The organism is Microcoleus sp. FACHB-SPT15, assembly GCF_014849525.1.
Classification (GTDB): domain Bacteria; phylum Cyanobacteriota; class Cyanobacteriia; order Cyanobacteriales; family Coleofasciculaceae; genus Symplocastrum; species Symplocastrum torsivum.
Window position 1 is genome coordinate 153,826 of sequence record NZ_JACJNU010000029.1, and the last position, 24,761, is coordinate 178,586.

The 24,761-nt window shown below is 44.9% G+C and carries 21 protein-coding genes and 1 CRISPR repeat array; of the genes, 15 read left to right on the plus strand and 6 right to left on the minus strand.

The window, feature by feature from the left end:
- Positions 1-36: 36 nt before the first annotated feature.
- The 12 genes from cas3 to H6F98_RS10005 all read left to right on the plus strand — a co-directional run bounded on the left by cas3 (position 37) and on the right by H6F98_RS10005 (position 14,483).
- On the plus strand, positions 37-2,175 hold the full coding sequence (cas3, locus tag H6F98_RS09950; RefSeq protein WP_192218509.1) for a type I-D CRISPR-associated helicase Cas3': 2,139 nt from the start codon (positions 37-39) through the stop codon (positions 2,173-2,175).
- Between the two features lie 28 nt (positions 2,176-2,203).
- Positions 2,204-2,446, plus strand: coding sequence for a DUF433 domain-containing protein (locus H6F98_RS09955; protein WP_192218510.1), 243 nt, complete (start codon positions 2,204-2,206; stop codon positions 2,444-2,446).
- Positions 2,447-2,460: 14 nt separating this feature from the next.
- Positions 2,461-2,847 (plus strand): DUF5615 family PIN-like protein, encoded by a 387-nt coding sequence (locus H6F98_RS09960; protein WP_192218511.1) that lies wholly within the window; start codon positions 2,461-2,463, stop codon positions 2,845-2,847.
- Positions 2,844-6,167 (plus strand): type I-D CRISPR-associated protein Cas10d/Csc3, encoded by a 3,324-nt coding sequence (gene cas10d / locus H6F98_RS09965; protein ID WP_192218512.1) that lies wholly within the window; start codon positions 2,844-2,846, stop codon positions 6,165-6,167. The genes H6F98_RS09960 and cas10d overlap by 4 nt, the downstream gene beginning before the upstream one ends.
- Before the next feature lie 47 nt (positions 6,168-6,214).
- Positions 6,215-7,234 (plus strand): type I-D CRISPR-associated protein Cas7/Csc2, encoded by a 1,020-nt coding sequence (cas7d, locus tag H6F98_RS09970; protein ID WP_192218513.1) that lies wholly within the window; start codon positions 6,215-6,217, stop codon positions 7,232-7,234.
- A 5-nt stretch (positions 7,235-7,239) separates the two neighbouring features.
- Positions 7,240-7,950 carry a type I-D CRISPR-associated protein Cas5/Csc1 gene (cas5d, locus tag H6F98_RS09975; protein WP_192218514.1) on the plus strand — a complete coding sequence of 237 codons (711 nt, stop codon included), beginning with the start codon at positions 7,240-7,242 and terminating at the stop codon, positions 7,948-7,950.
- A 3-nt stretch (positions 7,951-7,953) separates the two neighbouring features.
- Positions 7,954-8,775: a CRISPR-associated endoribonuclease Cas6 gene (gene cas6, locus H6F98_RS09980; RefSeq protein ID WP_192218515.1), complete on the plus strand. Its 822-nt coding sequence runs from the start codon at positions 7,954-7,956 to the stop codon at positions 8,773-8,775.
- Between the two features lie 118 nt (positions 8,776-8,893).
- Positions 8,894-9,487, plus strand: a complete 594-nt coding sequence (gene cas4, locus H6F98_RS09985) for a CRISPR-associated protein Cas4 (protein ID WP_192218516.1) — start codon at positions 8,894-8,896, stop codon at positions 9,485-9,487.
- A 238-nt stretch (positions 9,488-9,725) separates the two neighbouring features.
- The gene (cas1d, locus tag H6F98_RS09990) at positions 9,726-10,730 is read left to right on the plus strand and encodes a type I-D CRISPR-associated endonuclease Cas1d (protein ID WP_192218517.1); all 1,005 of its coding nucleotides are present in this window, start codon (positions 9,726-9,728) and stop codon (positions 10,728-10,730) included.
- Between the two features lie 20 nt (positions 10,731-10,750).
- Complete coding sequence (cas2, locus tag H6F98_RS09995; RefSeq protein WP_192218518.1) at positions 10,751-11,035, plus strand: CRISPR-associated endonuclease Cas2; 285 nt, start codon at positions 10,751-10,753, stop codon at positions 11,033-11,035.
- Between the two features lie 266 nt (positions 11,036-11,301).
- Positions 11,302-12,050: direct repeats of the CRISPR family, unit length 37 nt; unit sequence GTTCCAACGAACATGAATCCCTATCAGGGATTGAAAC.
- Between the two features lie 48 nt (positions 12,051-12,098).
- Complete coding sequence (gene hemE, locus H6F98_RS10000) at positions 12,099-13,163, plus strand: uroporphyrinogen decarboxylase (protein WP_192218519.1); 1,065 nt, start codon at positions 12,099-12,101, stop codon at positions 13,161-13,163.
- A gap of 333 nt (positions 13,164-13,496) precedes the next feature.
- Positions 13,497-14,483, plus strand: a complete 987-nt coding sequence (locus H6F98_RS10005; RefSeq protein WP_192218520.1) for an NAD(P)-dependent oxidoreductase — start codon at positions 13,497-13,499, stop codon at positions 14,481-14,483.
- 44 nt (positions 14,484-14,527) lie between these two features.
- Here H6F98_RS10005 and H6F98_RS10010 read toward each other — a convergent pair whose 3' ends face one another.
- Complete coding sequence (locus H6F98_RS10010) at positions 14,528-15,019, minus strand: DUF427 domain-containing protein (protein ID WP_313929831.1); 492 nt, start codon at positions 15,017-15,019, stop codon at positions 14,528-14,530.
- A gap of 227 nt (positions 15,020-15,246) precedes the next feature.
- On the opposite strand from H6F98_RS10010, the gene H6F98_RS10015 reads away from it, so the two are divergent.
- On the plus strand, positions 15,247-15,822 hold the full coding sequence (locus H6F98_RS10015) for a Uma2 family endonuclease (protein ID WP_192218521.1): 576 nt from the start codon (positions 15,247-15,249) through the stop codon (positions 15,820-15,822).
- 62 nt (positions 15,823-15,884) lie between these two features.
- Here the strand turns inward: H6F98_RS10015 and H6F98_RS10020 are convergent, their stop codons facing one another.
- Entirely contained in the window at positions 15,885-19,343 is a 3,459-nt protein-coding gene (locus H6F98_RS10020; protein WP_192218522.1) for an Ig-like domain-containing protein, read from the minus strand.
- A gap of 619 nt (positions 19,344-19,962) precedes the next feature.
- On the opposite strand from H6F98_RS10020, the gene H6F98_RS10025 reads away from it, so the two are divergent.
- Positions 19,963-20,994, plus strand: coding sequence for a sodium:calcium antiporter (locus H6F98_RS10025; RefSeq protein WP_192218523.1), 1,032 nt, complete (start codon positions 19,963-19,965; stop codon positions 20,992-20,994).
- A gap of 25 nt (positions 20,995-21,019) precedes the next feature.
- Here H6F98_RS10025 and H6F98_RS34000 read toward each other — a convergent pair whose 3' ends face one another.
- Positions 21,020-21,145: a hypothetical protein gene (locus tag H6F98_RS34000; protein ID WP_277927549.1), complete on the minus strand. Its 126-nt coding sequence runs from the start codon at positions 21,143-21,145 to the stop codon at positions 21,020-21,022.
- Between the two features lie 91 nt (positions 21,146-21,236).
- Between H6F98_RS34000 and H6F98_RS10030 the strand changes: the two genes are divergently transcribed.
- Positions 21,237-21,716, plus strand: a complete 480-nt coding sequence (locus tag H6F98_RS10030; protein ID WP_192218524.1) for a cupin domain-containing protein — start codon at positions 21,237-21,239, stop codon at positions 21,714-21,716.
- A 295-nt stretch (positions 21,717-22,011) separates the two neighbouring features.
- On the opposite strand, the gene H6F98_RS10035 is transcribed toward H6F98_RS10030, so the two are convergent.
- The 3 genes from H6F98_RS10035 to H6F98_RS10045 all read right to left on the minus strand — a co-directional run bounded on the left by H6F98_RS10035 (position 22,012) and on the right by H6F98_RS10045 (position 24,759).
- A complete protein-coding gene (locus tag H6F98_RS10035; protein WP_192218525.1) occupies positions 22,012-23,100 on the minus strand; it encodes an aromatic ring-hydroxylating dioxygenase subunit alpha in 1,089 nt (362 codons plus the stop codon).
- Between the two features lie 144 nt (positions 23,101-23,244).
- On the minus strand, positions 23,245-23,955 hold the full coding sequence (locus H6F98_RS10040; protein ID WP_192218526.1) for a pentapeptide repeat-containing protein: 711 nt from the start codon (positions 23,953-23,955) through the stop codon (positions 23,245-23,247).
- Between the two features lie 441 nt (positions 23,956-24,396).
- The gene (locus tag H6F98_RS10045) at positions 24,397-24,759 is read right to left on the minus strand and encodes a hypothetical protein (RefSeq protein WP_242058462.1); all 363 of its coding nucleotides are present in this window, start codon (positions 24,757-24,759) and stop codon (positions 24,397-24,399) included.
- Between the last annotated feature and the right edge of the window lie 2 nt (positions 24,760-24,761).

Consider the following 24,761-nt stretch of genomic DNA (forward strand, 5'->3'; position numbering starts at 1 on the left):
AAATATAGATTACTTCTTTACACAGGCAATCTAACCATGACAGCCTATTCTATTAGTTTTAGACCCGTATACTCTCGTCCTGCTGAGGTACTGCCTGAAGGAATAAACTTGCCTCCAGGTTGGAGTTCCCTCTCGTGGCATCAAGCAGCAACCCTACAGGCACTCCGCGATCCACAGATTGATGTGGTGTTCAATACAGCCATGACTGGAGACGGTAAAAGTTTAGCGGCTTATCTTGCAGCCATGACGAGCCGCACTTACACTTTAGCGACATACCCGACAAATGAGCTAGCACGAGATCAGGAAAAACAGGTGCGCGGTTACAAAGACAAGTTTCAGCCTCACAATAAAAATATTTATGATCCTCAAATCTATCGCTTGAATGCAGCAATTCTTGAGGATTTCATTGAAACAAAAAAGCTGTCTTCAAAACTGGCAGGATTGATTGATCGTTCTGATAACTCAGAAATTCTCCTGACAAACCCTGACATCTTTCACTACATTCATGACTTCCGCTATCTTCGGCGTAACAAGGAGGGTAAAGGAGATAAGGCAGATCGACTGTTTGCAAAGTTTAATATTAATTACCACTTATTTGTCTTTGATGAGTTTCATATTTTCTCTTCTCCTCAAATGACAAACGTGATTAATGCAATTATTTTAATCAAGCATACTTTTCCTGGAAAAAAGTTTCTTTTTCTCTCTGCTACACCCAACAAGTTATTACAAGATTTTTTGTCTAACGCTGGATTGAAGTATCAAATTATTAATCCAGTTGAGCAGAATGCTTATCAGTTCTCACCCGTCGCAGGTTGGCGACAGATTAGTTATCCTATCAATCTAAAATTTCCTCAAAAATTAGAGCCTAACTTGCGTTCTAGTTATGACTGGATTTTAGAGAATGCAGAAAAAACAATTCTGAAATTCTTTTTAGATAATCCTGGAAGCAAAGGAGCAATTATCCTAAATTCAGTTGCTGCTGTTCATAAGCTGCTTTCCGAATTCAAGAATATTTTTAAATTCCACAATCTGAAGGTTCTACCCAATACTGGGTTAACAGGAGAAACTGAAAAATGTAGATCGGTTGAAGAAGCAGATTTACTTCTAGGAACATCCACAATTGATGTAGGTGTGGACTTCAAGATCAATTTCTTGGTGTTTGAAGCAGCAGATGCCGGAAACTTTATCCAACGCTTTGGCAGATTGGGAAGACATGAAGGTTTTGAGACATACCAGGCTTATGCGCTGCTACCCAACTTTATTGTAGAGCGGCTGTTTGAGGCTGATAAGCATCCATTACAAGATGGCGAAACTTACGATCGCATCACCTTTTCTGACGTTATCAGGACTAACTATTCTTCTGTTAATGAGTTTGAGCAGTATCCTAAACGGTGGGGTGGGATTCAATCAGCTTGTGTGTATTTAGAACTAAATAACAATTTTCAGATGAAGCAACAATACCCGGAAGCTGCGGAAAAGTTTGCAACCGATATCAAAAATGTCTTGGGAGTAACTATCGAACAAAAAAAAGCACAGCTTTTTCGCTGTATGAGCGAAAACAAAAAGAAAATCATTGAAGAAGCTCGGAGTTTTCGCGGCAGTAGCCAGCTAAATTGTGCCATTTATGATGTTACGAATCCAGATCAACCAGAACGCGATCGCTTTAAAACCTACAATCTCCCCAGTTTGCTGAGTAACTTTACCTTTATATGGATGCAAGAATCAGAGTTCATCAGCCGACTCAAGGCAGCGGGATTAGCAACAAGCCGCTTCAACAAGGATAAGGTTCTGTGCTACCTGAAGTTAACTGGATATCGAGAGATGCGGGAAAATTGGCAGTTTTACTATTCAGGAGATGACATCAGCGAGATTGCTAAGTCTGGCAAAGTACAGATTCTGAAGGGTTTGGAAGTTTGGCAACCACAGGGTAGTGGACTTAATGATGTTAGCAAAGCTCTGTCTAGGCAAGGTTTAGTGTGCTTCATTTCCGATCGCGATCGCGCCACTATACGAGCCAAGCTAGGATTACCCATCCACTTTCAAGCTTACTCCCTTAGCGATCGCGTAGATGACACAAAGCCGCCCTACACCATTGCTTTTGGTCAGTCTGCGCTGTTGCTAGAAACACTGACTTGGCACTGGAAACCCAGGGAGGATGAAGGATGGATATGCTGAAAAAGTCCGCTACTAGAGGTAAACGGCTATGACTAGAGAAAATCTGCTATCTCGAATTTCTATCGATCCGAATATCTGCTTTGGCAAACCTTGTATTCGAGGACATCGCATTTGGGTTTCTTTGATTCTCGATCTGTTAGCTGGCGGAGCAACAATTGAAGAACTTCTTGAGGAGTATCCAGGTTTAGAGCAAGAGGATATTTTGGCTTGTATTGCCTACGCTGCTGAAGTAACAAGGGATGTCTATGTCGAAATTCCAATTAGGACTTAGAAGGAACCAAGCAAGTGAATATCAAACTTGATGAAAATCTTGGTAGTCTTCGGGTTGCTACATGGTTGCGTCAAGCTGGACATGATGTAGCCACAGTCCGAGAACAAAGTTTGACTTCAGTGCCAGATGAGCAATTGATTGATATCTGTCGCCGTGAAGGTAGATGTTTAGTCACTGTAGATCGGGGATTTGGGAATCGAATGCGGTTCAATCCCCCTGACTATGCAGGAATTGTGGTGATTCGTTTGCCATCTCGCCCCACGTTTGAAGATTGGCGTGAAGCAATAGAGACATTAATTAGTGGGTTAGAGGTAGCAGAAGTTGAAGGGAAGTTGTGGATTATTCAAAGCGGACGTATTCAGGAATATCGACCCAATGAGCCAGAGGATACAGAACAATGAATGAAGATGATCTTTATCAATGGCTACATTCTTCCGATAATGACGATAATGAGACTCCGGCAAAGCCAGAACTGTTGACAATTCGCTTGTTTAAAGAAGCTATTAAAGAGGTTAGTGGGAATGAGAGCGATCGCCTTTTAGACAACTTTTCAGACCATGTCTTACCTAACCTAATTCAGCAGTTAGTTGGAGCAACGGCTAAAGGCGGTCAATTTTTTGATCAAATGGATGCTGAGGTAGCAGCAGGACACAGGAAACCTATTCGTAGAGATAATGCTGGTGATCAATCTCTTGTCGCTCATCTCCTCAATGGTTTCTTTCCCACTTATTGTATTTTGAAGAAACTGAGAACAGAGACACCAGAAACAAATCAAGTCAAACGCTTTTGCGATGATAAGGCAGCTCATCTATTTACTGCGTCTTATCTCCTGCATGACTTTGAGAAATTTCCTGATTATATATCTTGGTTAACTACTCATCAACCTGAAGAACAGCTTAAGGATAAAAAGTGGGCTAATAAAGATAATGCACCAGATTTTGCTCGTGGTTATTTAGCTCAGAAAATTCAGGATTTTGGTATAGACAATTTCTTAGGAGAAGGGTGGCAAAATTCCCTGAATGATATTGTTTGGGTAAGCCATAATGCCGGAGATGGAAGAGATGCTGATTTAGGGCTTGAGAGTCGTGGATTACAAGATTATCAACTAGATGGAAGAACGAGAGGAGTTCTTTCAAACCTTGTCAAACTATCAGATAGATTTGCCTCAGTAGTCAAGCATCCTAGTGATATAGAAAAAGGTAGCCTACCTGATATTATAGGCAATTTGAGTAATCACCAGTTTAAGTTTAGTTATCACACTCTCTCCGATAATCGAGGAGTGCTAACGAATATTCTGAACAATGCTTTAATGGAGGCTCATCTAAGTGAGTTTTATACTCCACTACTATACTTACCGGATGGTGTAGTCTATCTAGCAACGGCTGATGCTCCCGCTATTACAACTGATGATATTCCTGAGCAAGTCATTGCCAAGATTAAGAGTTTTTGTGCAGATAAGCTAAAGCTGAAGCAAACAGGTTTTAGCCGTGATGGTAAAGGATTTAAGTTTGCTGAATACTACTGGCTATTTTTCGATACTGTACAGTTAATGGAAGTCAGTATTGATGCAGCTTGCCGACTAATTCCTAGTACAAAAACATCTTCTGCTAAAAAGCGCAGTGATAGCTTAGTTGCTTTTCAGAAAGAAGGGGATTTGCCAGAAACTCTGAAGGTCGAGTTTGTAGATGATTATCGGATTGATCGTCTTGCAGAGTTTAGCGATATTCTTTGCCGAGGTATTTGGAATGCATGGTGCGATCGCTTTAACAACTGGCAGAAGCAACAACCCAAAGCTAACCGAAAAAGTCCACCCGATTTAGACTTGACTCAGAAACTTGCTGAACACTTGGGTTTATCAGATGAAATCTCTGCTTTAAAAGCTATTCAATCTCTCAAAAAAACAGGTGGTGTTCCCCTAGATTGGTATTACCTAGCAGCAAAGTATCTTCAGCGAAATTTAGGGTTAGATGAAGCCCAAATTCGTGAAAAGATGGCAGAAATGGTTAATTATGCTGCCAGCTTCATACGACCAATCATAGAAGAGTTTATAATTCCGGATGGTTGGAATGATTTACGAAGTTATGTAAGTCAGGTTATTTCCCTACCAACAGGAGCAGTTGTTGCACCAGAAGCTGATTCCTTTTTAGTTGAACTGACGCGATACAATGCTGCCAAGATTAACGGAAGAGGACGTGAAAACGTTTGTGCAATGTCCAGTTCCTCTTACACCGTTACTGAGCAAATGGAGTCAGCAACTTTATTTGCACCCCAGGTTTACAGCAACCGACAGATTTTGTTTAATGCTCAAGCCGCTAAACGTCAAATTTGCTCAATTTGGTCAATTGAAATCATGTTGAGGCAGATTTTGATGAATCAAACCAATGCCACAGGAGGAGACTTTGAGGGTAGGAAGTATCGCTATCTCTATCTCTACCCCACTTATTTCTTTACGCCGGAGACTAACAAATTCCTTCAGAAGGCTTACACCTGGATTGATCGAACTCGATTTGATGCAGACATTCGTAGGCACTTAATCGCAGAAGAGCAAGTTGCCAAGTTCGATATTAAGGATTATCAGCAAGTTGATTCATTATTAATTCAGGAAAACTTGCAGCCTGAAGATGATCGTACCTTCAAACTTAGCTATCCTCCGAATCAACCGCTAACCTTTTTCTTCCTTGCCTTACCACCTGGAAAGGATGCTACAGATACCGAATCTTGGGTTATGCCAACTTGGTTAGCATTAGCATTGCCTCTCATTTTAGATGTGAAAGCAGTTGCCTCAGAATCACCTGTACCACCTTTTATTAGTGGTGCTGATTTTGAACAAACAGTTTTACTGGATGGTGAACATCAAGCGATTCGCTCTCTGATTCATCTAAATCCAAATCTAGTTAATCAGAATTCTACTGAGTTGAGGCAAGTGCAAGATGCTTTCCGCTTAGATAGAATTCTCCCTCGCATATCAGATAAGCGTGAATTTTCACCGCTGAATGCTCTGAGTGCTGTTTACTGTATCCACTTAGAAGTCAACCGGAAGAAAGATGGAAATCCAGATTGGGGTAAGTTAGCGGCTTTAGCTCGTGATTTAGAAACTAACCCTCTGTATGTATTTCATTACCTCAATAAATGGTTACGCAAACAAGAGCGTGATTCTGTACCGATTGCCAAAATTCGTTTGTATTTCAACCTTTACTACTACTTTGACCCTAAAGGAGATGCTGTGAATCAACTGCGAGAACTTACTAAACTCTACCGCCATTTTTATCGAGCTAAGAGTCAATATGCTAAAGCGAATGCAGTGCTGAAACCTATTGATGAGGCTGCTGATGTAATTTTGAAAATTGATAAGGCTTTAGCTAGTGATACTGAATCTCTAACCGATGTTGTTGCAGCACGATTATCAAAGCTAATGAATAATGTCCGACGACGCGCAGCTGAGGGAAAACCTACCCTTGTTTTAGTTGATGGTAAATGGAAGCCCGCTCTAAATTCTGAAGAAGAGCGTCAGGCAATCTACGACTTTGCTGAGTACTTCGTGAGGGAGATTTTTGAGAAAAGCTTTAGAAGCGATCGCGCTCGTTTAGCAGGTACTCAACTCAACTTAATTCGAGACACCTGCGAGTATCTTTACCGCTTAGAAGACGACAAAGAACGTCAGGAACGTAAGCAAGATGAACCGGAAGATGTTCCTGAGATAGACGCTGAAGATGCAGCGTAATCATTGAAATCTTAATTTTTACATAACCACGCAACGGAGTAACCAAAATGACAGCCCTGAAGACAGTTGATTCCAAATTCTTCCATACTGAGATTCCCGCAAAACCGATGGGAAAATATGCTCATTTTCTGACTATTCGGGTGACAGAATCTTATCCATTATTTCAAACTGATGGTGAACTCAATAAAGCAAGGGTAAGGGCTGGAATTGAACATAAGGAAGCGATTAGCCGTTTAGCACTTTTTAAACGCAAGCAGTCTACACCAGAACGTCTGACTGGTCGAGAGTTGCTTCGTAACTACAAAATCGGTGATTGGGAGAAGTGCGACTATAACGTAGATTTCAGCAAAACTACACCTGATTGTGTTCTATATGGTTTTGCGATCGGTGATTCTGGTTCTGAGAAATCTAAGGTTGTAGTGGACACAGCATATTCCATTACTCCATTTGATGATTCTCACTTAAACTTTACCCTCAATGCTCCCTTTGAGAATGGGACAATGAGCCGTCAAGGGGAAGTAACCAGCCGAATTAATAGCCAAGACCATATCTTACCCCAAGTTTTTTTCCCCAGCATTGTGACATTGAAAGACCCTACTGAGGCTGGATTTATCTACGTCTTTAACAATATTCTACGGACACGTCACTATGGAGCGCAAACGACCCGGACTGGTCGAGTTCGTAATGAATTAGTTGGAATTGTTTTTGCTGATGGTGAGATTGTTAGTAATCTGCGTTGGACACAAAAGATATATGACTTGATGAGCAACGCCAATCCCAAGCAAATTAACCCGCCTGATCCTCTTGATGAAGATGATGTTTTATCAGCAGCGAAACAAGCAATTAATGAACTGATGTCTCTAGAATGCATTCCCCATACTGATTTTATTGGTGATGCTTTGACACCTCTGTTGAATGAGGTGAAGTCTATAACTAGCAATGAAAATGATCTGAAAGCAATGTTAGCTCAAGCTAACACTGAATCAACGGCTTATGCTCAGAAATATATTCTCAAGAGCGCTGAAAAAGGCAAGAAGGGCAAAAAAGCTGCGGCTGCAACGGAGTAGATATCATGACTTTTGTTTATCGCTGCCAGCTTGAACTACACGACAGCCTCTATTTCGCAACTCGTGAGATTGGGCGACTGTATGAGACAGAGCCAGTGTTGCACAACTATGCACTTTGTTATGCGCTGGGATTAGTAGATAGCGAAGTTCATCATACCAGTGTCCTCGAAGAGCATTCCTATCGCTACTTTTGCCCCGAACAAGTTCCCAAGTATGAGGAGCATTTAACACCACTCAATCAACAGGGAATTTATATTACTCCAGCGCGATCGCTTTCTCACGCTGCCATTCTCAACACCTGGAAATATGCCAACAACAACTACCACGTTGAGATGGAAAAAACCCAGAAAAACATCCCCAGCTTTGGAAGAGCAAAAGAAATCGCACCAGAAAGCCGCTTTGAGTTCTTTGCCATCTCCCAAAAGCCGCTGAAGTTACCCAGATGGATTCGTTTGGGGAAGTGGGCAAGTAAAGCTGAACTAATCGTTGAAGAACTCCCCAAAGCTAAGCAATCTGAAGGAAGATTTACCTTTCCCTATCCACTCAATCCTCTTGATGTCATGTTTACTAATCGTGTCATTAGCTACGACGTAGTAAATATGCCGCCTGTGAGCTTAATTCGCAATGTGCAATTGCAGGGGCAATATTACTACTTTGATAGTCTCAAAGATCTGAAAATTCCCGCTCAAATGCAGTATCGTTTTCGAGATGTATAAGCAATGCCACACAGCTTAGTCCTTAATCTCGTTCCTGCCTCTCCCATCTATCCCCAGTTCCTCACCGGACGCCATCTCCACGCCCTCTTTCTCAACCTAGTAAGCTACGTCGATCGCACACTGGGCGATCGCCTTCACGAGCAAAAAGAGCAAAAAGCCTTCACTCTCAGCCCCCTTCAAATCGCCAAGCGTCCAACTCGTGACCCCATTTTACAGTGGCAACACAACCAACCGATTCCTGCTGGTACGCCTTGCTGGTGGCGCATTTCTCTGCTTGATGATGCCTTATTTGGTCACCTAAATCAACTTTGGCTCAACCTCAATCCTCAACACCCTTGGCATCTCGGTTCTGCTGATTTGCAGATTACCAGTCTCCTCGGTACGCTTCAATCTACTCAGCCTTGGGCAAATTTTTGCACCTATGCCCAACTCTACGAACAAGCTTCCCAATGCGATCGCCAAATTGAATTTTCCTTCTGTACCCCGACTGCCTTTCGGCAAAGCCAGCATGACTCAGCCCTCCCTACGCGAGAGAGTGTCTTTAACAGTCTGCTCAATCGCTGGAATCAATACAGTGGAATTGAGCTACCCAAAACCTTAATCGAACAGCCCATCTTTCCTAGCTTCTTTGATATTCGCACCGAAATGGTAGCTGACCAACGTAGCAAATTCATTGGCTGTGTGGGAGTTATAAACTTTCGCCTCTTAGGAGACGTTGAACCCCTGGTTATCAAGCAAATCAATGCCCTTGCTGACTTTGCTCTCTATAGTGGTGTCGGTAGAAAGACACCGATGGGGATGGGCATGGTGCGGCGATTGAGTTAGTCTCCATCGCCCTTCATCTTACCCAATCCAAATTCCCATAACGGTAATTATCGGTAGTTCAGCCGCAAAATTACTCTGCTCAATGCTCAAAACTCCGTGCGTCTCCTCTAACAAATCCATGAATGACACTGACTACATTCCTATCGCCGCCGTGAATCAATACGCCTACTGTCCTCATCGCTGCTGGCGGATGTTCTGTGCCGGAGAGTTTACTGACAACCAGTACACCATTGAAGGTACCGGACTGCACGATCGCGTACACACTGTTGGTGAGGGACACCGAGAAGAAACCTGGCAAGTTCGAGCGATTTGGCTCAAATCAGAGCGTTATAAGCTCGTTGGTAAATCTGATTTAATCGAATCCATCGATGGACAGATTTATCCTGTTGAATACAAACGAGGGCGACGAGGCGAATGGGATAATGATGAACTGCAAGTCTGTGCCCAAGCCTTATGCCTGGAGGAAATGAGTGGGAAAACCATCAATCAAGGCTATATCTACTATGCCCACTCTCATCAACGTCAGCCCGTCGAGATGACGATCGCATTACGAGAAAGTACACTTGCCACCATCCAAGCGGTGACAACTTTATTGAACACAGGTCTTGTTCCAAGCGCTGTTTACAGCAAACGTTGTACTGGATGCAGTCTTTACACTCAATGCTTACCCCAAGCTGTCGATAAAGTAGGACGTTACCAGGAAGCTTACTAGAAGGTGTTTTCAAACCCTTCGATCCCCCCCAGCCCCCCTTTTTAAGGGGGGAGAAAACTCTTAAAGTCCCCCTTTTTAAGGGGGATTTAGGGGGATCTGCACTACATAACGAAGCTAACAAAGTTTGAAAACACGCCCTAGGGGGCAAAATGCAGGATTTGCAAGTTAAAAGCGAGGATTCGGAATTCGCCAAAGCGAGAAGTTTGCAAACATACCCCAACTGATTAAGGAGTAAATCATGGGAACCGTTTATGTTACCCAAGACGATGCTTTCATTGGCAAGACTGATGAACGTTTGTATGTGAAAGCGAATCAACAAAAGCTGCTGGATGTGCCTCTCATTAAAGTTGATGGCATCGTGGTGCTGGGACGGGCAACTGTTTCCCCAGCCGTTGTGATGGAACTTTTAGAACGTCACATTCCCTTGAGTTTTCTTACCGGGACTGGACGCTATTTAGGTCGTTTGGAGCCAGAAATGACGAAAAATATATTTGTTCGTAGAGCGCAGTGGCAAGCGGATGGAGAATCTGAACAGGCACTGCATTTGGTCAGAAGCTTTGTCAGAGGTAAGCTGAAAAACTATCGTAATATACTGCTGCGTCGAGAGCGGGAATGTCCTGAAGTGAGTCTGCAATCGGGTATGACTCGGTTAGAGCAAGCACTTGCACCACTGGAGACGACAGCAACAATTAATTCACTGCGAGGTTTAGAAGGCGCAGGCAGCGCTGCCTATTTTGGTAGCTTCAATCAGCTTATCAAAGGCTCAGAGTTTCAGTTTGAAGCCAGACGTCGCCGTCCGCCGACTGATCCAGTGAATGCTTTACTCAGCTTGGGCTATTCGTTGCTCCGTCATGATTTACAATCCGCTGTGAATATAGTTGGCTTTGACCCTTATCTAGGTTATCTACACTTTGAACGATATGGTCGTCCTTCACTAGCGCTGGATGTGATGGAAGAGTTTCGCCCTTTAGTTGTAGATGCGATCGCATTAGCTGCACTGAATAAGCGATCGCTTTCTCCTACTGACTTTACAACGGAACCACTCTCTGGGGCTGTTTCTTTGACTAAGGAAGGACTTCATACTTTTTTGCGATTGTATGAGCAAAAGAAGCAGTCAAAATTCAAGCATCCCGTACTTGGTCGTCAGTGTACCTACCAGGAAGCGTTTGAGATTCAAGCGAGACTCTTGGCGAAGTATTTGATGGGCGAAACCAAGAAGTATCCTCCTCTAGTTCTCAAGTAGAAGTGAGGAGCATAGCGCTTATGTATGTTGTCATTAGCTACGATATTTCAGAGGACAAGCGCCGAACGAAGATTCACTCGCTGCTCAAGTCTTATGGTCAGTGGATGCAGTTTAGTGTGTTTGAATGCGACTTGACTGAGACTCAGTATGCCAAGTTACGAGTACGGCTGAGTAAGTTGATCAAACCTGATCAAGATAGCATCCGCTTTTACTTTCTCTGTTGCGGTTGTCAGAGAAAGGTTGAAAGAATTGGTGGTGAGCCACCTCGTGATGACACGATTTTCTTTGCTGATGGTGGGGGGTAGCGATGTAGGTTCGTTGAGCGCGGAGGGGTAGGTGTTTAGATGGAGCGTAAGCAAAAAATGGCTGAACTTCCTTGTCGAAAAGGGTTTAAATGCGATCGCTCCTCTAACACCATCCGCGCAACTTGTTTTTTGCTTTAATAGCAAGGGTTCCAGTTTATAGTCGCTCAGAATTTACTGGCTAGTGATGGCTTTCAGTGTTAGGATAATTGCAATTCGCGCAACTGCACCTCGAAAACTAAATATTGTAAGCTTTTCCGGTGCCTGCTGTTCCAACGAACATGAATCCCTATCAGGGATTGAAACCTCACCCTTGGGAGGATACCGCAAGCATCGAGAATGTTCCAACGAACATGAATCCCTATCAGGGATTGAAACTTTGAGGGGGTAAATATCCGCTATTATCAGCTAAAGTTCCAACGAACATGAATCCCTATCAGGGATTGAAACGTAATTTGCTTACGGGATATTCCCGCTTCCATTAAGTTCCAACGAACATGAATCCCTATCAGGGATTGAAACCATCTTCATTACCTCACTGCACAGTAGAAAGCACGTTCCAACGAACATGAATCCCTATCAGGGATTGAAACAAACAGCCGGGACTGCTTTTCTGCCACCATTAGGTTCCAACGAACATGAATCCCTATCAGGGATTGAAACGTATTTTTAACAAGTTCATTGGCTTCCTCTGTAAGTTCCAACGAACATGAATCCCTATCAGGGATTGAAACTTCCCCAATGAGTTCGCCGCGAGGGCATACTGGTTCCAACGAACATGAATCCCTATCAGGGATTGAAACAAAACTTCTGGGGAAGAAGTAGGTGTATCAAATAAAAGTTCCAACGAACATGAATCCCTATCAGGGATTGAAACTTGGTCTTAGCCATCAGCTAACCTCCGGTAATTTGTTCCAACGAACATGAATCCCTATCAGGGATTGAAACTAGACAGGTTAAAAGTTTTAGCACAACGAACACGTTCCAACGAACATGAATCCCTATCAGGGATTGAAAGTGATAAGCTAACAAATGCATTTAAAAACTATCTAGGGTAAAGATTTAGATGACTGGCTCAACCCAGGTTCCGTATCTATTACGGGCAGCCCGTGGCGAAGTATTAGACCGTCCGCCCGTATGGATGATGCGGCAAGCAGGGCGTTATATGAAAGCTTATCGGGACTTACGGGATAAATATCCTTCATTTCGCGATCGCTCTGAACGACCAGATGTTGCAATTGAAATCTCGCTGCAACCTTGGAAAGCATTTCAGCCAGATGGGGTGATTTTGTTTTCCGATATTGTGACACCGCTACCCGCCTTAGGCATTGAGATGGATATTGCGGAAGGCAAAGGACCAATTATTGAGTCACCTATCCGCACCCAAGAACAAGTTGATCAACTGCACCCCTTAGAACCCCAAGAATCTCTTCCCTTTATCCAGGAAATCCTCAAGGCATTGCGGCAGGAAGTTGGCAACCAATCAACCGTACTAGGCTTTGTCGGTGCGCCTTGGACATTAGCCGCGTATGCAGTTGAGGGCAAAGGTTCCAAAACCTATTCGGTGATTAAAGGCATGGCGTTCTCAGAACCCGCCATACTCCATCAACTTCTTGGGAAACTAGCAGATGCGATCGCAGTTTACGTCCGCTATCAGATTGACAGTGGCGCCCAAGTTGTCCAAATGTTTGACTCCTGGGCAGGTCAACTCAGTCCTCAAGACTATGAAACTTTTGCCTTACCTTATCAGCAGCGAGTTGTCAAGCAAGTTAAGGAAACGCATCCAGATACACCTCTCATTCTGCTGGTGAGTGGCAGTGCAGGTGTGCTAGAACGGATGGCGCACTCTGGTGTAGATATCGTCAGTTTAGACTGGACGGTTGATATGGCAGAGGCGAGACAGCGATTGGGTTGGGATATGAAAGTACAGGGAAATATGGACCCTGGTGTGCTGTTCGGGTCACAGGAGTTTATCCGCGATCGCGTTCTCGATACCATTCGCAAAGCAGGTAATCGAGGTCATATCTTTAATCTCGGTCATGGCGTTTTACCAGGAACTCCGGAAGACAATGTGCGGTTCTTCTTTGAAACAGCTAAGCAAGCTGACAAATTACTAACCGTTCATGCCTAATCCCTAGGGGGTGTTTTCAAAGTATTTGTTATTGCACTCAAAGCAAGGAAGATCCCCCTCGCATCCCCCTTTTTAAGGGGGACTGGGGGGGATCTGAAGGTTTAAAGACACCCTAATCCAATTAAACGCCTCCCTCGTTCTCCCCATTCGGGTTGAACAAAAGCTGATTATCATTAAAGTTAGTGGTTGCGAGTTCAAGCTTTTGGTGACACGCAAAGCGCTGACTACGCAACCAGAACTCACGAAACAAATCCTTGGATTCGGAAGTCCAAACTATTCAAGCCCCAGTTTTATCCCGCTCGTTAAATCCAAAATCGTCGCCTCCAACATTGAATGAACCCTAAGCGGATTTTTTTGACGGGTGCCAGTGGCTGCATTGGTCACTACATCACCGAAGCGTTGATTCAGGAAACTGATCATGAGTTGTACCTCTTAGTCAGGAACCCAGCCAAACTCGGATTTGACTACGAAGCACGTCCTGGTATCACGATTATCCAAGCTGATTTGCTTGAGATTGAACGCTTTGATAAGTTGCTCAAAACAATGGATGTGGCAATCCTGGCAGCAACAGCTTGGGGAGGACCACAGGAAGCGTTTGATATTAATGTCGTTAAAACAATCCGGTTGATGAACCTGCTCAACCCCAGTATTTGTGAGCAGGTTATTTACTTCTCTACTGCCAGCATTCTGAATCGGAATAACGAATTACTGAAGGAAGCGGGTCAACTGGGTTCTGATTATATTCGTTCCAAGTACGACTGTCTGGGACGATTATCAAAACTAGCGATCGCCCCCAAGATTACCACCCTGTTTCCAACTTTGGTATTAGGGGGAGATAGCAATAAACCCTACTCCGCTGTCTCATCCGGTATTGCTGATGTGGTGAAATGGGTTGACCTAATTCGCTGGTTGAAAGCGGATGCGAGTTTCCACTTCATCCATGCACGAGATATTGCTCAAGTCGTGCGCTACTTGGTTGACCATCCGCCCTCCAAGGACTTAAATCTAGAGGAAGATGCAGTAATACGCGATCGCATGGTTTTAGGCAATCAACGAGTCACGGCAAACCAGGCTGTAGAAGATGTTTGTGCCTATTTAGGGAAAAAAATCCACTTTCGCCTACCCCTGACTATCTGGCTTGCCAACGTCATTATCGTTCTATTCAGAATTCAGGTGGCAGCTTGGGATAGATTTGCGATGAACTATCGGCATTTTACCCATCAAGACGTTGTTAATCCAGGGACATTTGGTTTACCAACCTATTGCCCTACGTTCACGGATGTCCTAAAGATTAGCGGCATTCCTGAAGCTAGGAACTGATAAAAATTACTCAAAGCTGAAAGCTGAAAGCTGACTGCTGAAAGCTACCAACCCCAAGTTCCAGCCCCGCCTTTGAATGGCCCGACAATATCCTTAGTAACCCAACCGCCATAGAAATTTCCTGGCTGTGGCTGCACTTGTTCTCCATCAACGTAACAAGCATCCATCAGGTGAGCATAGAAAGCTAAATAATCTTTGATTGGCGCAAAGGTTGGTGTGGGAGTGGGATAAGCCCAAGCGGCATTGGTGGCTTGTTTGTCACCGACAACGACTGTGTAGTAAATTGCTCTCCCCTTCCACTCACAAAACGACCCTTGAGCGGATTTTATTAAATACTCCATCTTGATGTCTTCAGGAGGAAGGTAGTAAACCGGAGGATGGCTGGTTTCTAGGACACGCTGCCCTCTACGAGTATCGGCAATCGTGATGCCATTGAAGATAATCTGGATAGGTTTCGGTGTTTCCTCTAGTCGGGGTGGACGGGGATAATCCCAGACAGACTCTTGACCAGGTTGGGGTTCAATACGGCGATTCACGCTGATTCATTCTCCTGCTTGCCTCACATTAACTATTGTAAAGGTGAGGCGATCGCCTTTCTCTGTACCTTGAGGGGTGTTCCTTTTTCGGTCGGCTGATAGAGAAGCTGTATCTCAACGGCTTGGATAATCTGGATTGTTAAGCGGTGGCTGTGACTAAAATCTGCACTCCCCCCAGAAAGTGAACCCTATATACTGAAATAACGTGCTATGCTCAAGTCCTTCTCATGACTGCATTTACTATCAGTCTAGAACCAGTAATTCACATAACAGACGAGCAGTTTTATGAACTGTGTCAAGCAAACCCTGATGTGAAGTTTGAGCGGAGTGCAGCCGCAGAGCTTATTGTTATGGCACCCACTGGAGGAGAAACAGGGAGCTACAACTCTGAAATCAACGCTGATTTTGTGATTTGGAATCGCAAAATCCAATTAGGTAAAGTATTTGACTCCTCAACTTGCTTTAAATTGCCCAAAGGTGGTGAACGCTCTCCGGATGTTGCCTGGGTTGCTTTAGAACGGTGGAATACACTGACACGAGAGCAACAGCGAAAATTCCCGCCAATTGCACCAGATTTTGTCCTGGAGCTACTCTCTCCAACTGATAGCCTAGAGAAAACTCAAGCCAAGATGCAGGAGTATATGAATAGTGGTGTGAGATTAGGTTGGTTAGTTGACCGAGACAACCACTATGTAGAGATTTACAGAATCAACCAATCTGTAGAAGTATTAAGAAATCCAGAACAGCTTTCGGGAGAAGATGTCTTACCCGAATTTGTCTTAAATATGGATGTTGTTTGGTAGTAGGTGGTAGGTGATGAACTGATTTTACCTACCACCTACAACCTTCCCCCACCGATAGGGTATTAGACAAGCGTAAAAGCGTTTTCTGTGATGGTATTCGATTGAATCCCTGTTAGTGATGCAAGGAATTCATTGGTATTCGTGACGCTAATCCGAGTGTCATTGCCATCTTGAGTAATGGTGAGCGTACCAAACGTCAGGTTATCGGTTAACCCAATCAAGTCAGTGCCCGCAACAAAGTCAGTGAAGGTATCTTTGCCTTCACCAGTAGCGAGGACGAAGGTATCAATGCCAGTACCTCCAGTTACTTGGTCGTTGCCAGCACCACCACGGAGAATGTCATCGTCAGCACCGCCTGTGAGTTGGTCGTTACCTGTGCCGCCTGTGAGGATGTCTTTACCATCTTCACCGTATAGTTTGTCGTTACCGATACCTCCTTCTAGGGTGTCGTTGCCGCTACCGCCCCAGAGTTCGTCATTACCTGCTTCACCGAATAATTTATCGCTGCCAGCGTTGCCGAAGAGGTTGTCGTTCTTATCGCCTGCATTGATTTCGTCGCGCTTGTCTGTACCGTTAAGGGTGTCATTGCCTGAAGTGCCGTTGATGACGTTCACAACAGGATTGACGGTGAGGCTAACGGTTCCGGCGTTGGAGGTAGCGCCTTGATTGTCTTGAACAGTATAGGTGAAGCTATCGCTGCCGAAAAATTCCAGATTCGGAGTATAGGTGAGTGTGCCATCTTCATTGACTAAGATGGTGCCGTTGCTAGGGGCAGTTGCGATCGCCAATGTCTCCGACACAATGGTAGTATTGCTATTAGCATCGGTGTCGTTGGCTAAAACTGAGATAGTTACCGCTGTATCTTCGTTAGTTGTAGCTGTGTCATTGTTGGCGACAGGAGCGCTATTCGCTTGCGGTAGGGTAAAGCGGGCTACCAATGGGTCGTGGTCGCTGACTTGATCTGCAAACTCGGCATTGAGATGTACGATATCAATCTCTGCTGCGGCTGTTGTGCTGAGATTGTCGCTAACTAAAATGTGGTCGAGTGCTTGGGAGTTGCCTTCAAAAACGTAGGTATATTGTTCATTGAGTGGCAACGTGTCAACCAGGTTCGTCAAGTCGTCCCCTTTTAAAGTAGCTAGGGGATTTGAGAACTGAAAGTCATTCAGGTCGCCCATTACTACGACATTCGCATTGGGGTCTTCGGCTAAGATGCTTTCTACAAAGTTGTTAACAATCTCAGCTTGCTGTAAGCGTTGAGCTTCTGAGGTTAGTGTTGGCGGTTGGTTGCTGCCAAATAGAGGTTGGTCGCCACCTTTAGAGTTGAAGTGGTTGCCGATGACAAAGACACTGTTGCCGTTGAAGACAAACTCGCCTACCAAAGGTTTGCGGCTGTTGGCAAAGGCATCGCCATCGGAGAGGTCGGTGTCAATAATTCGACCGGGACTCGCGGAAAGTTCTGGACCCTCTTCACCACTGCTTACTGTGGTGTTGGTTGTGGAGGTACCGCCGGGAGTATCTACAAAGTCAACACGCTCAGGATTGAAGAGGAAGCCGACACGGATATTGCCCCCAGGCTGACCACCATCTTGGTCGTCTACTGGATTAACCTGACGGTATTCGTAAGTTGGGCCACCTGCGGCTGCGATCGCATCAATTAAAGTTTGATAAGTTAGGTCAGCATCAACAACACTGTCATTTGTTGCCCCGTTGTTGTCCTGGATTTCCTCTAAGCTGATGATGTCAGGTGATTGGAGATTGTTGACAATGATATTGGCAAGGCTTGCGAATTTGGTACTGCCATCACTGGGGTCAAGATTCTCAACGTTGAAGCTAGCAACTGTTAATTGGTCTTCAGTTCCAGTTAAGGTGGTCGTCTCCCGCGTCAAACCGCCAGAAGTGACGCTGGGTAAGGATGAGGTATTCAGCAGCTTGTAGTTACCAAAGCTGTAGTCAATCACGCCTGTAATCGCGCCACTGAACTTGTCACCTACATTTACCTGGGGTTCTGAGGAAACCAACACGTCATCAATAATGATGCGTTCTGGATTAAAGTCACCCGGTTGGATAATGATGCCACCACGCGGCGTAAGGGTAGTAGCATTTGCCCCATTGTCAGCAACCACAGGAATTTCACCAAAATCGCTGGTAGGACCAACAGCAACCGCGTTGTTCACCTGCACTAGCATTCCTTCCACACTTTCGTAGAAGTCGATGCCGTCTTGGGCTGGGTCGAAGGCGCTAAACTGGTCGTTGTCAATCACTTGAGTGGGAATGGCGCGTCCACCATTACCCAAAATTGTCGCAACGGGTAAAGGATTGCCACTAGAGAGTTTATTAATCGTCAGGCTTCCCCCAATTTGGGTGATAGAAAGATTCCCACTACTAGCACCGCCGGAAGTGAACTCGCTGACTGTACCGCTAACCAAGATTGAGTCACCAACGATAACAGTAGGTGCTGCGGAGGTAAAGACAAAAATCCCTTCTGATGTTGCATCATTGGCATCAAGATTGGGGTCTTGCAAATAAAAGCCATTAGAACGAACAGCGGTGACAATCCCAGGTACGTTGGTAACGGTTTGTCCGGCGAAGGATGAGGTATGAGCAGCACCTTGAATATCGTAGATGCGGGTAGTTCCGGCTGTGGTGTCGTCGTCTGTTACGGTGAGGCTGGTTGTACCACTGGTAAAGTTAGTGGCAGAGGCGGTTAAGGTTACGGTTTGTGAGCCATCTGCGATCGCATCATCAATTGCAGTAACATCAAACGTAGTTGATGTCTGATTCGCCGCAATCGTCACAGTAGCAGCAACGGTTGCCTCGCTGGTATCACTGCTTGCCAAGGTGACGGTGAGAGATTGGCTTATATCTCCGGTGCGGGTAACTGTGCCAGTAGCAGCAGCTTCACCTGCGGCTTCTGAGAAGGAGGCAGGGGCAATACTCAAGCTAAGGGATGGGGTTGAGTTATCACCGACTGTAAATGAACCAGACGGTTGTGTAAATCGGGTAGTGTCGTTGACTGTCCAGTTAGCTGAGTTGCTGATTTTCTCTAGTAATTCTGCCTTGGTTCCAGACGTGCCGTTGCTGATGTTGTAGATTGCGTTATCAACTTCTGGAATAGATACGGCTGTTAAGCCATTCGTTAAACCAGGTGGCAATGCCGAGGTGTTGGAGTTAGTTGCATCAGTTGCCCACCCTGAACCGTCACTGTTTACCGCATAAATAAAGGTCGGACTGCTTGCTGTGCCTTGGTAGGCAAGAATTTGATCACCATCAGCCGAAAATGCCACACTACTGAGGTTGGGAGTGATAATAGTTCCTGCTGTAAGATCTGTGCCAGCTGTCCAAGTATAGGTTCCCTCGCCACTTCTAAAGCCACCACTGCTAAGCCAGCCATTATCTGTAAACGAAATACTCGTTCCAGAGCCAACATCCGTTAGTAATACAAAACTAAACTCATCAGGATTATCAAAGTTAAAACCAGTAATAGCGATGTCACCAGCCGAGAGCGTTGTGGGAGCCATGAAAATTTCCTTGCGGTAGTTGTTGGAGTGTTTAAGTTACTGAGATGCGATCGCTTTTTTCCGCAGAGTTTTAGCTAGCTCCGGATTGAATTTCCAGACCTAGTTATTAGCACTGCTTATTGAGATTGGATCAGCTTGAAGGAGGCGCTTACAAGACTTTAGGGAGTGTTAACTCATGCTTAATAAAATCGCTGACCTAGTTGCCAGATATCACTGAAGTTCTAAGACAATTTTTCTCAAGACTCGGCGCAGTAGCTTTAAACACATCAGTCATCCAAAAAAAAGCGATCGCTGTTCAACATCATTAGTTGGTGCTGTATCTAAGAGCAAAATGAGCAGCGGGATAGAGGCGCTTGTTTACAAGAGCCATATTTGAAAGTACACGCTAGATGTTAAGGATTGACGAGTATTTCCTCAAGGAAATGTTAAATAAGCTACAGACATATTACTTGGTCTTTTAACTTGCTACCCCATTCGCTGTAGGAACTTTGCTGTTCACTGCTAGTGGGTAGTAGTTCACACATCTGACTTTGAGTACAGGCGTTTCACCTACCCAGCAGGAAATAATGAAGCTGGCGATCGCAATTCAAGAGACACTTGCTCACAAGTTTGGCAGTTCATGGAAATCGAATCCGTACCCGTTACTATTACCTTATTTCTGATCTCCGTCTTGGTCATTGCCGTCGCTGGAACTAGGATGGCAAGAATTGCTGACCGTTTAGCCGACGCAACGGGACTGGGTGAAGCCTTTGTCGGGGCACTGTTTTTGGGTGGTAGTACGTCTTTAGCGGGGATTGTCACTTCTATAACCGCTGCGGCTCAGAATCATCCAGAACTCGCCGTCAGTAACGCTTTGGGTGGGATTGCCGCTCAAACGATGTTTTTGGGCGTAGCAGATATGGTGTATCGCAAAGCCAATTTAGAACACGCGGCGGCTTCTGTCGCGACTCTCGTGCAAGCTACGCTTCTAGTGACGTTGTTGGCAATTCCCTTGATGGCGATGGCAGGCCCAGACATCAGTGTACTGGGCGTGCATCCAGCCTCTTTAATCATCCCTATTGCCTATTTTTTAGGGTTGCGCCTGGTTTCTGAGGCACAAAAAATGCCAATGTGGGGTCCACGGCAAACGGATGAAACACGAGTTGAGGAAGTGGTTATAGACAACAAATCTGAGCAATCTGAATTGACCCGTTTGTGGTTACAGTTTGCCATGTTAGCCGCGATTGTTGCGATCGCAGGTTACAGTGTCGGCACGGCTGGGGTATCTCTTTCGGTTCAGACTGGTCTTTCGGAGTCACTTGTTGGTGGGCTATTTACAGCATTATCCAATTCCCTACCGGAACTTGTAACAATAATTGCCGCTGTTCGCCAAGGTGCATTGACTCTCGCTGTAGGAGGTGCGATCGGGGGGAATAGCTTTGATGTGATGCTACTCGCTTTCTCAGATTTTGCTTATCGCCAGGGTTCAATCTATCACGCTTTAGCGGCTCGACAGGTTTTTGTTGTCGCCTTAACTATTCTGATGACAGGCATCTTATTATTGGGCTTGTTGCGGCGAGAGAAGCATGGAATTGGAAATATTGGCTTTGAGAGTGTTCTGGTGCTGCTTTTATATCTAGGTGGTTTCTCGTTGCTATTTTTCCAAACCTAATCTGAAAATAGGTGGTAGGTGGTATTCAACAACAATGCCGTTCCAGCCTTTTGATTAACTCGGAAGCAGAGATAAATTTACCAGCTTGAGGTGGGGGAGGATGAGTGAGTTCTAGAGGATGAATGAATGTGGTGATTGGTGTAAGAGTCATTCGCCTAATCTTTGAAAAGATAGATGCTTAATCGGTCAATGTAACGTTGAATACATAATTAGCCCTCATCATCCCGTCTCAGGATGTATGTATGTCACAAGAAACAATGCCGACCGCTATCAAGGCATCTGACGCACCGACAAGAACCAAGCCCTCAAACTATCCTGAACCGTTCGCGTCGCGTATGGTGGGCAGGGAAAAGCGCCCACTTGGCGACCTGTTTGGCCTCACGAACTTTGGTGTCAACCTCACACGCTTGGCTCCCAATGCCGTTTCCGCCCTGCGTCACGCCCATAGCAAGCAAGACGAGTTCATCTACATTTTGCAGGGCTGTCCAACACTACACACGGACGAAGGTCGCACACAACTCTCTCCGGGCATGTGCGCGGGCTTCAAAGCCGGCACTGGCAACGGACACCATCTGATCAACGAAACCTCAGAAGATGTGCTGTACCTCGAAATCGGGGACAGAACACCAGGAGACGAAGGCAGCTATCCCGATGATGACCTCAAAGCTCTGCTGGAGGATGGCTTGTGGAAATTTGTCCACAAAGACGGCACACCGTACTAAACCCCCTCACTTCCCAAACGGCTGACCCCACCGCTCCCAGTTCTCCTTTACGTTTGACCGCAACTTGGTATCAGACTTGCTTTGAGGCATTGTGTTGAATTTCCCTTAATAGCCACTGATTTTGTACTGAAAAATTAGGCGGAAATCTTTCTAGGCTGTAATTTTTACCAAAGTTTCAACCCTATATAGCGGTTTCCTAGAGAGATGAGGTACAGCGGAAGGTGTGTGAAACAAGAGGCTCAGCCAGGAAAACCAAAAAGCTGATGGCTGACGGCTTTCTGCTATATACGGCGGCTCATTGGGGCTTTCCTACTTTTACCTTTTGAAGTGTACTGTTAATACTGGCTTTATACTGTTCATCCTGTCGCACAATCAGGCGCCGTAACGAAAAAATAGCTGGGTTGACTTCAACAAAAGGGCGATCGCGATCGTTTTCATATATTTCTTGCTCATTCTCGTTCATCTCAATATCTTGCTGAACGACTTTGACGAGAACAAAGTGTCTGAGTGCAGCACGAATCAGCGGTTTAAAAGGTGCGAGAATCTTAGGAATTTTGACTTTGGAAAAAAATAGTCCAAACGACTGGCTTTCTGTGTTACTAGCTGGAAGTCGCAGTAGGTAGACGTGGGAAATGTCACCTAAGCTACTAGTGAGGTTAGGGTATGGGTAGCGGACGGTGATTTGTCCCGTTGTTTCCTTAACACCCCACTTGCTCAAGCCGAATAACGATGCTAATGGGTTTTGATAAGCAACGTCATACTGTGCCTGCATCATCTCTGGCGATTCTTGAATCTTTACCAGCTTGGTATCGTACCAAACCTGATACTTCCGGTGTAAATAACCGTGGAACAAATCAATCGCATTCTCATTGCAGATCGAGAAGTGCGATCCGAAGCTAACTTCTAACCGAACCAGAAACCAATCGTCATCACCATATTCAGGAATATCAATGATTGCTCTCTCAGATGCAAGGGCGGGATCGCCAGGGAAAACCCACACCAATCCATACCGTTCTTGCACCGGATAACTGCGAACACTAGCTTTTGGAAGCTTTTGTCCTTGAGTTAGGTAAGGAATTGCCACACACTCACCACTCTTGCCCTCAAACTCCCAACCGTGATAGGGACACACAAGATGACAGCCGTTGACGACACCTTTGTGCAAAGCCACACCCTTATGAGGGCAAGCATCGTCAAGGATGCGAATCTGTCCCGTTTCATCCCGAAAGATTGCCAGAGGTTGGTTCCAAAACTTTGCCGTCAGAATTTTCCCAGGCTTGAGTTTGTCTACACGAGCGATCGCATACCAATGATTCGGGTTAGCTTCTGCTTCTCTTGCAGCTATGTAAATTGTCTGGCTTCTTTGAGCTGTCTCAAGTTCCACGCGAACTCCTCTAACCTTTTGCCCAAATACTACCAGAACTTAAAGCTCCAACAGTAGGTTAATACTCGAATGGCAATAGAACAGGGAAGCTGGGGCAGAAATTACTCCTATATTTCCGCTCATCCCAGATCTCCCAGCCCCTATCTAATACTCCTTCGTTCCGTAGGGACTTGAGCCATCAGGCATAATCGCTAGGCGTAAGTCAGCACCACTTGTATTTGTACCCTGCATGACAGCTTTGTGGAGATTGGCGTAACGCAAGTTAGCCTTACTAAAATTTGCCCCAGTTAAATTTGTTTCTGTTAGGTGTGTTCCATACAAACTTGCACCAGTTAAGTCAGCTTTTTCTATTTTTGCACCTGTCAGATCAGCATCTCTAAGCTCAGCATGATGGAGGTTGGCGTTGCTTAAATCAGCGTAAATCATGCTAATGTTCATCATTTGAGCATTCGTGAAATTCGCCCCTTTGAGGCTGCTCTTTTTCAAGTCAGCTCCCTGTAAGTCAGCACCTTTCAAGTTAGCCTTGTCCAGGCGTACACCACTCATTTTTGCATCTTCTAAGATAGTATTCGTGAGGTTGGCGTTAGAAAGATTTGTATTTCTAAAGTCTGCCCCAGTCAAGTCAAGCCCGCTGAGATTCAGATTGCTAAGGTCACAACCTGCACATTTCTTGGTTTTGACAATCTTTTCAACATCTACTTGCTTGACTTTTAAGGGACGAATAACTTGCTGAGCCAATGTATCAGGTTTGGGTAGCGATATACCAAGCTTTTCAATGATTGAAAGACGAATTGCAAGCGGTAGGGTGACTGCTGTAAGGAGCATTGCGATACTCAAGAAAATTTTTGTATTCATGGTAAATAAATTGGTAGATTTCGTTTGTCACACAAAGTCGCAGCAAATCTAGAGAAGCTGGGTAACTACTTCCTCTTACTTTCATTTCAATTTTTTATTCGTGAAAATAATAAAAGCCTAGTTTAAGTATTGAGAAACTTCCTCAATCGCTTTAAATTTAGCTGCTATCAAATCACCATTGAACATAAGATAACACTCAATTTTGTAGCTAATATAAATCTCTCAAGGATATATATAAAAAGTCTGTAAAAATGAGGGGATTTTTCCTGATATTTATTACCAAGGAATAAAAACATTTATGATTAATATTCGTTAATAAACTCTTTTGGAAACATACAAAAATCCCCCATTGCTGGGGGCGGTGCCTATTGGTGTCTAGGCAATTTAGATGCATATCAGCTTAGTCTGAGGGCTGATCCGAGAAGTATCAATTGATAGTTGTTATACTCCCACTAGATCACGAGATTCTGCACCAACGAGTTGTTGAGCGATCGCCATTCGTACTTCCAACTTCGCCACGCTAAACTGGTTACGCAGATATTCTAAATGTGCGATCGCACTTCCCTTCTCAGACATCAAGCGCATCATCGTATTCTGTGCCGTTTGGTATTCTTGATCAACGCAGAGCAATTCAAAACGCCGTCCCCGACGCTGATTGTCATTCTTCAAGCCTTGCTCAAACGCCGCGACTCGGTCAGCATTGCCTTCCAGTCGGGCGATGTGTTGCCCAACGGCAGCAATTTGCGAGTCTAATTCATTAACAACTTGTGCCGCTTGTGCGATCGCGGCAGGGTACTGACTCATTT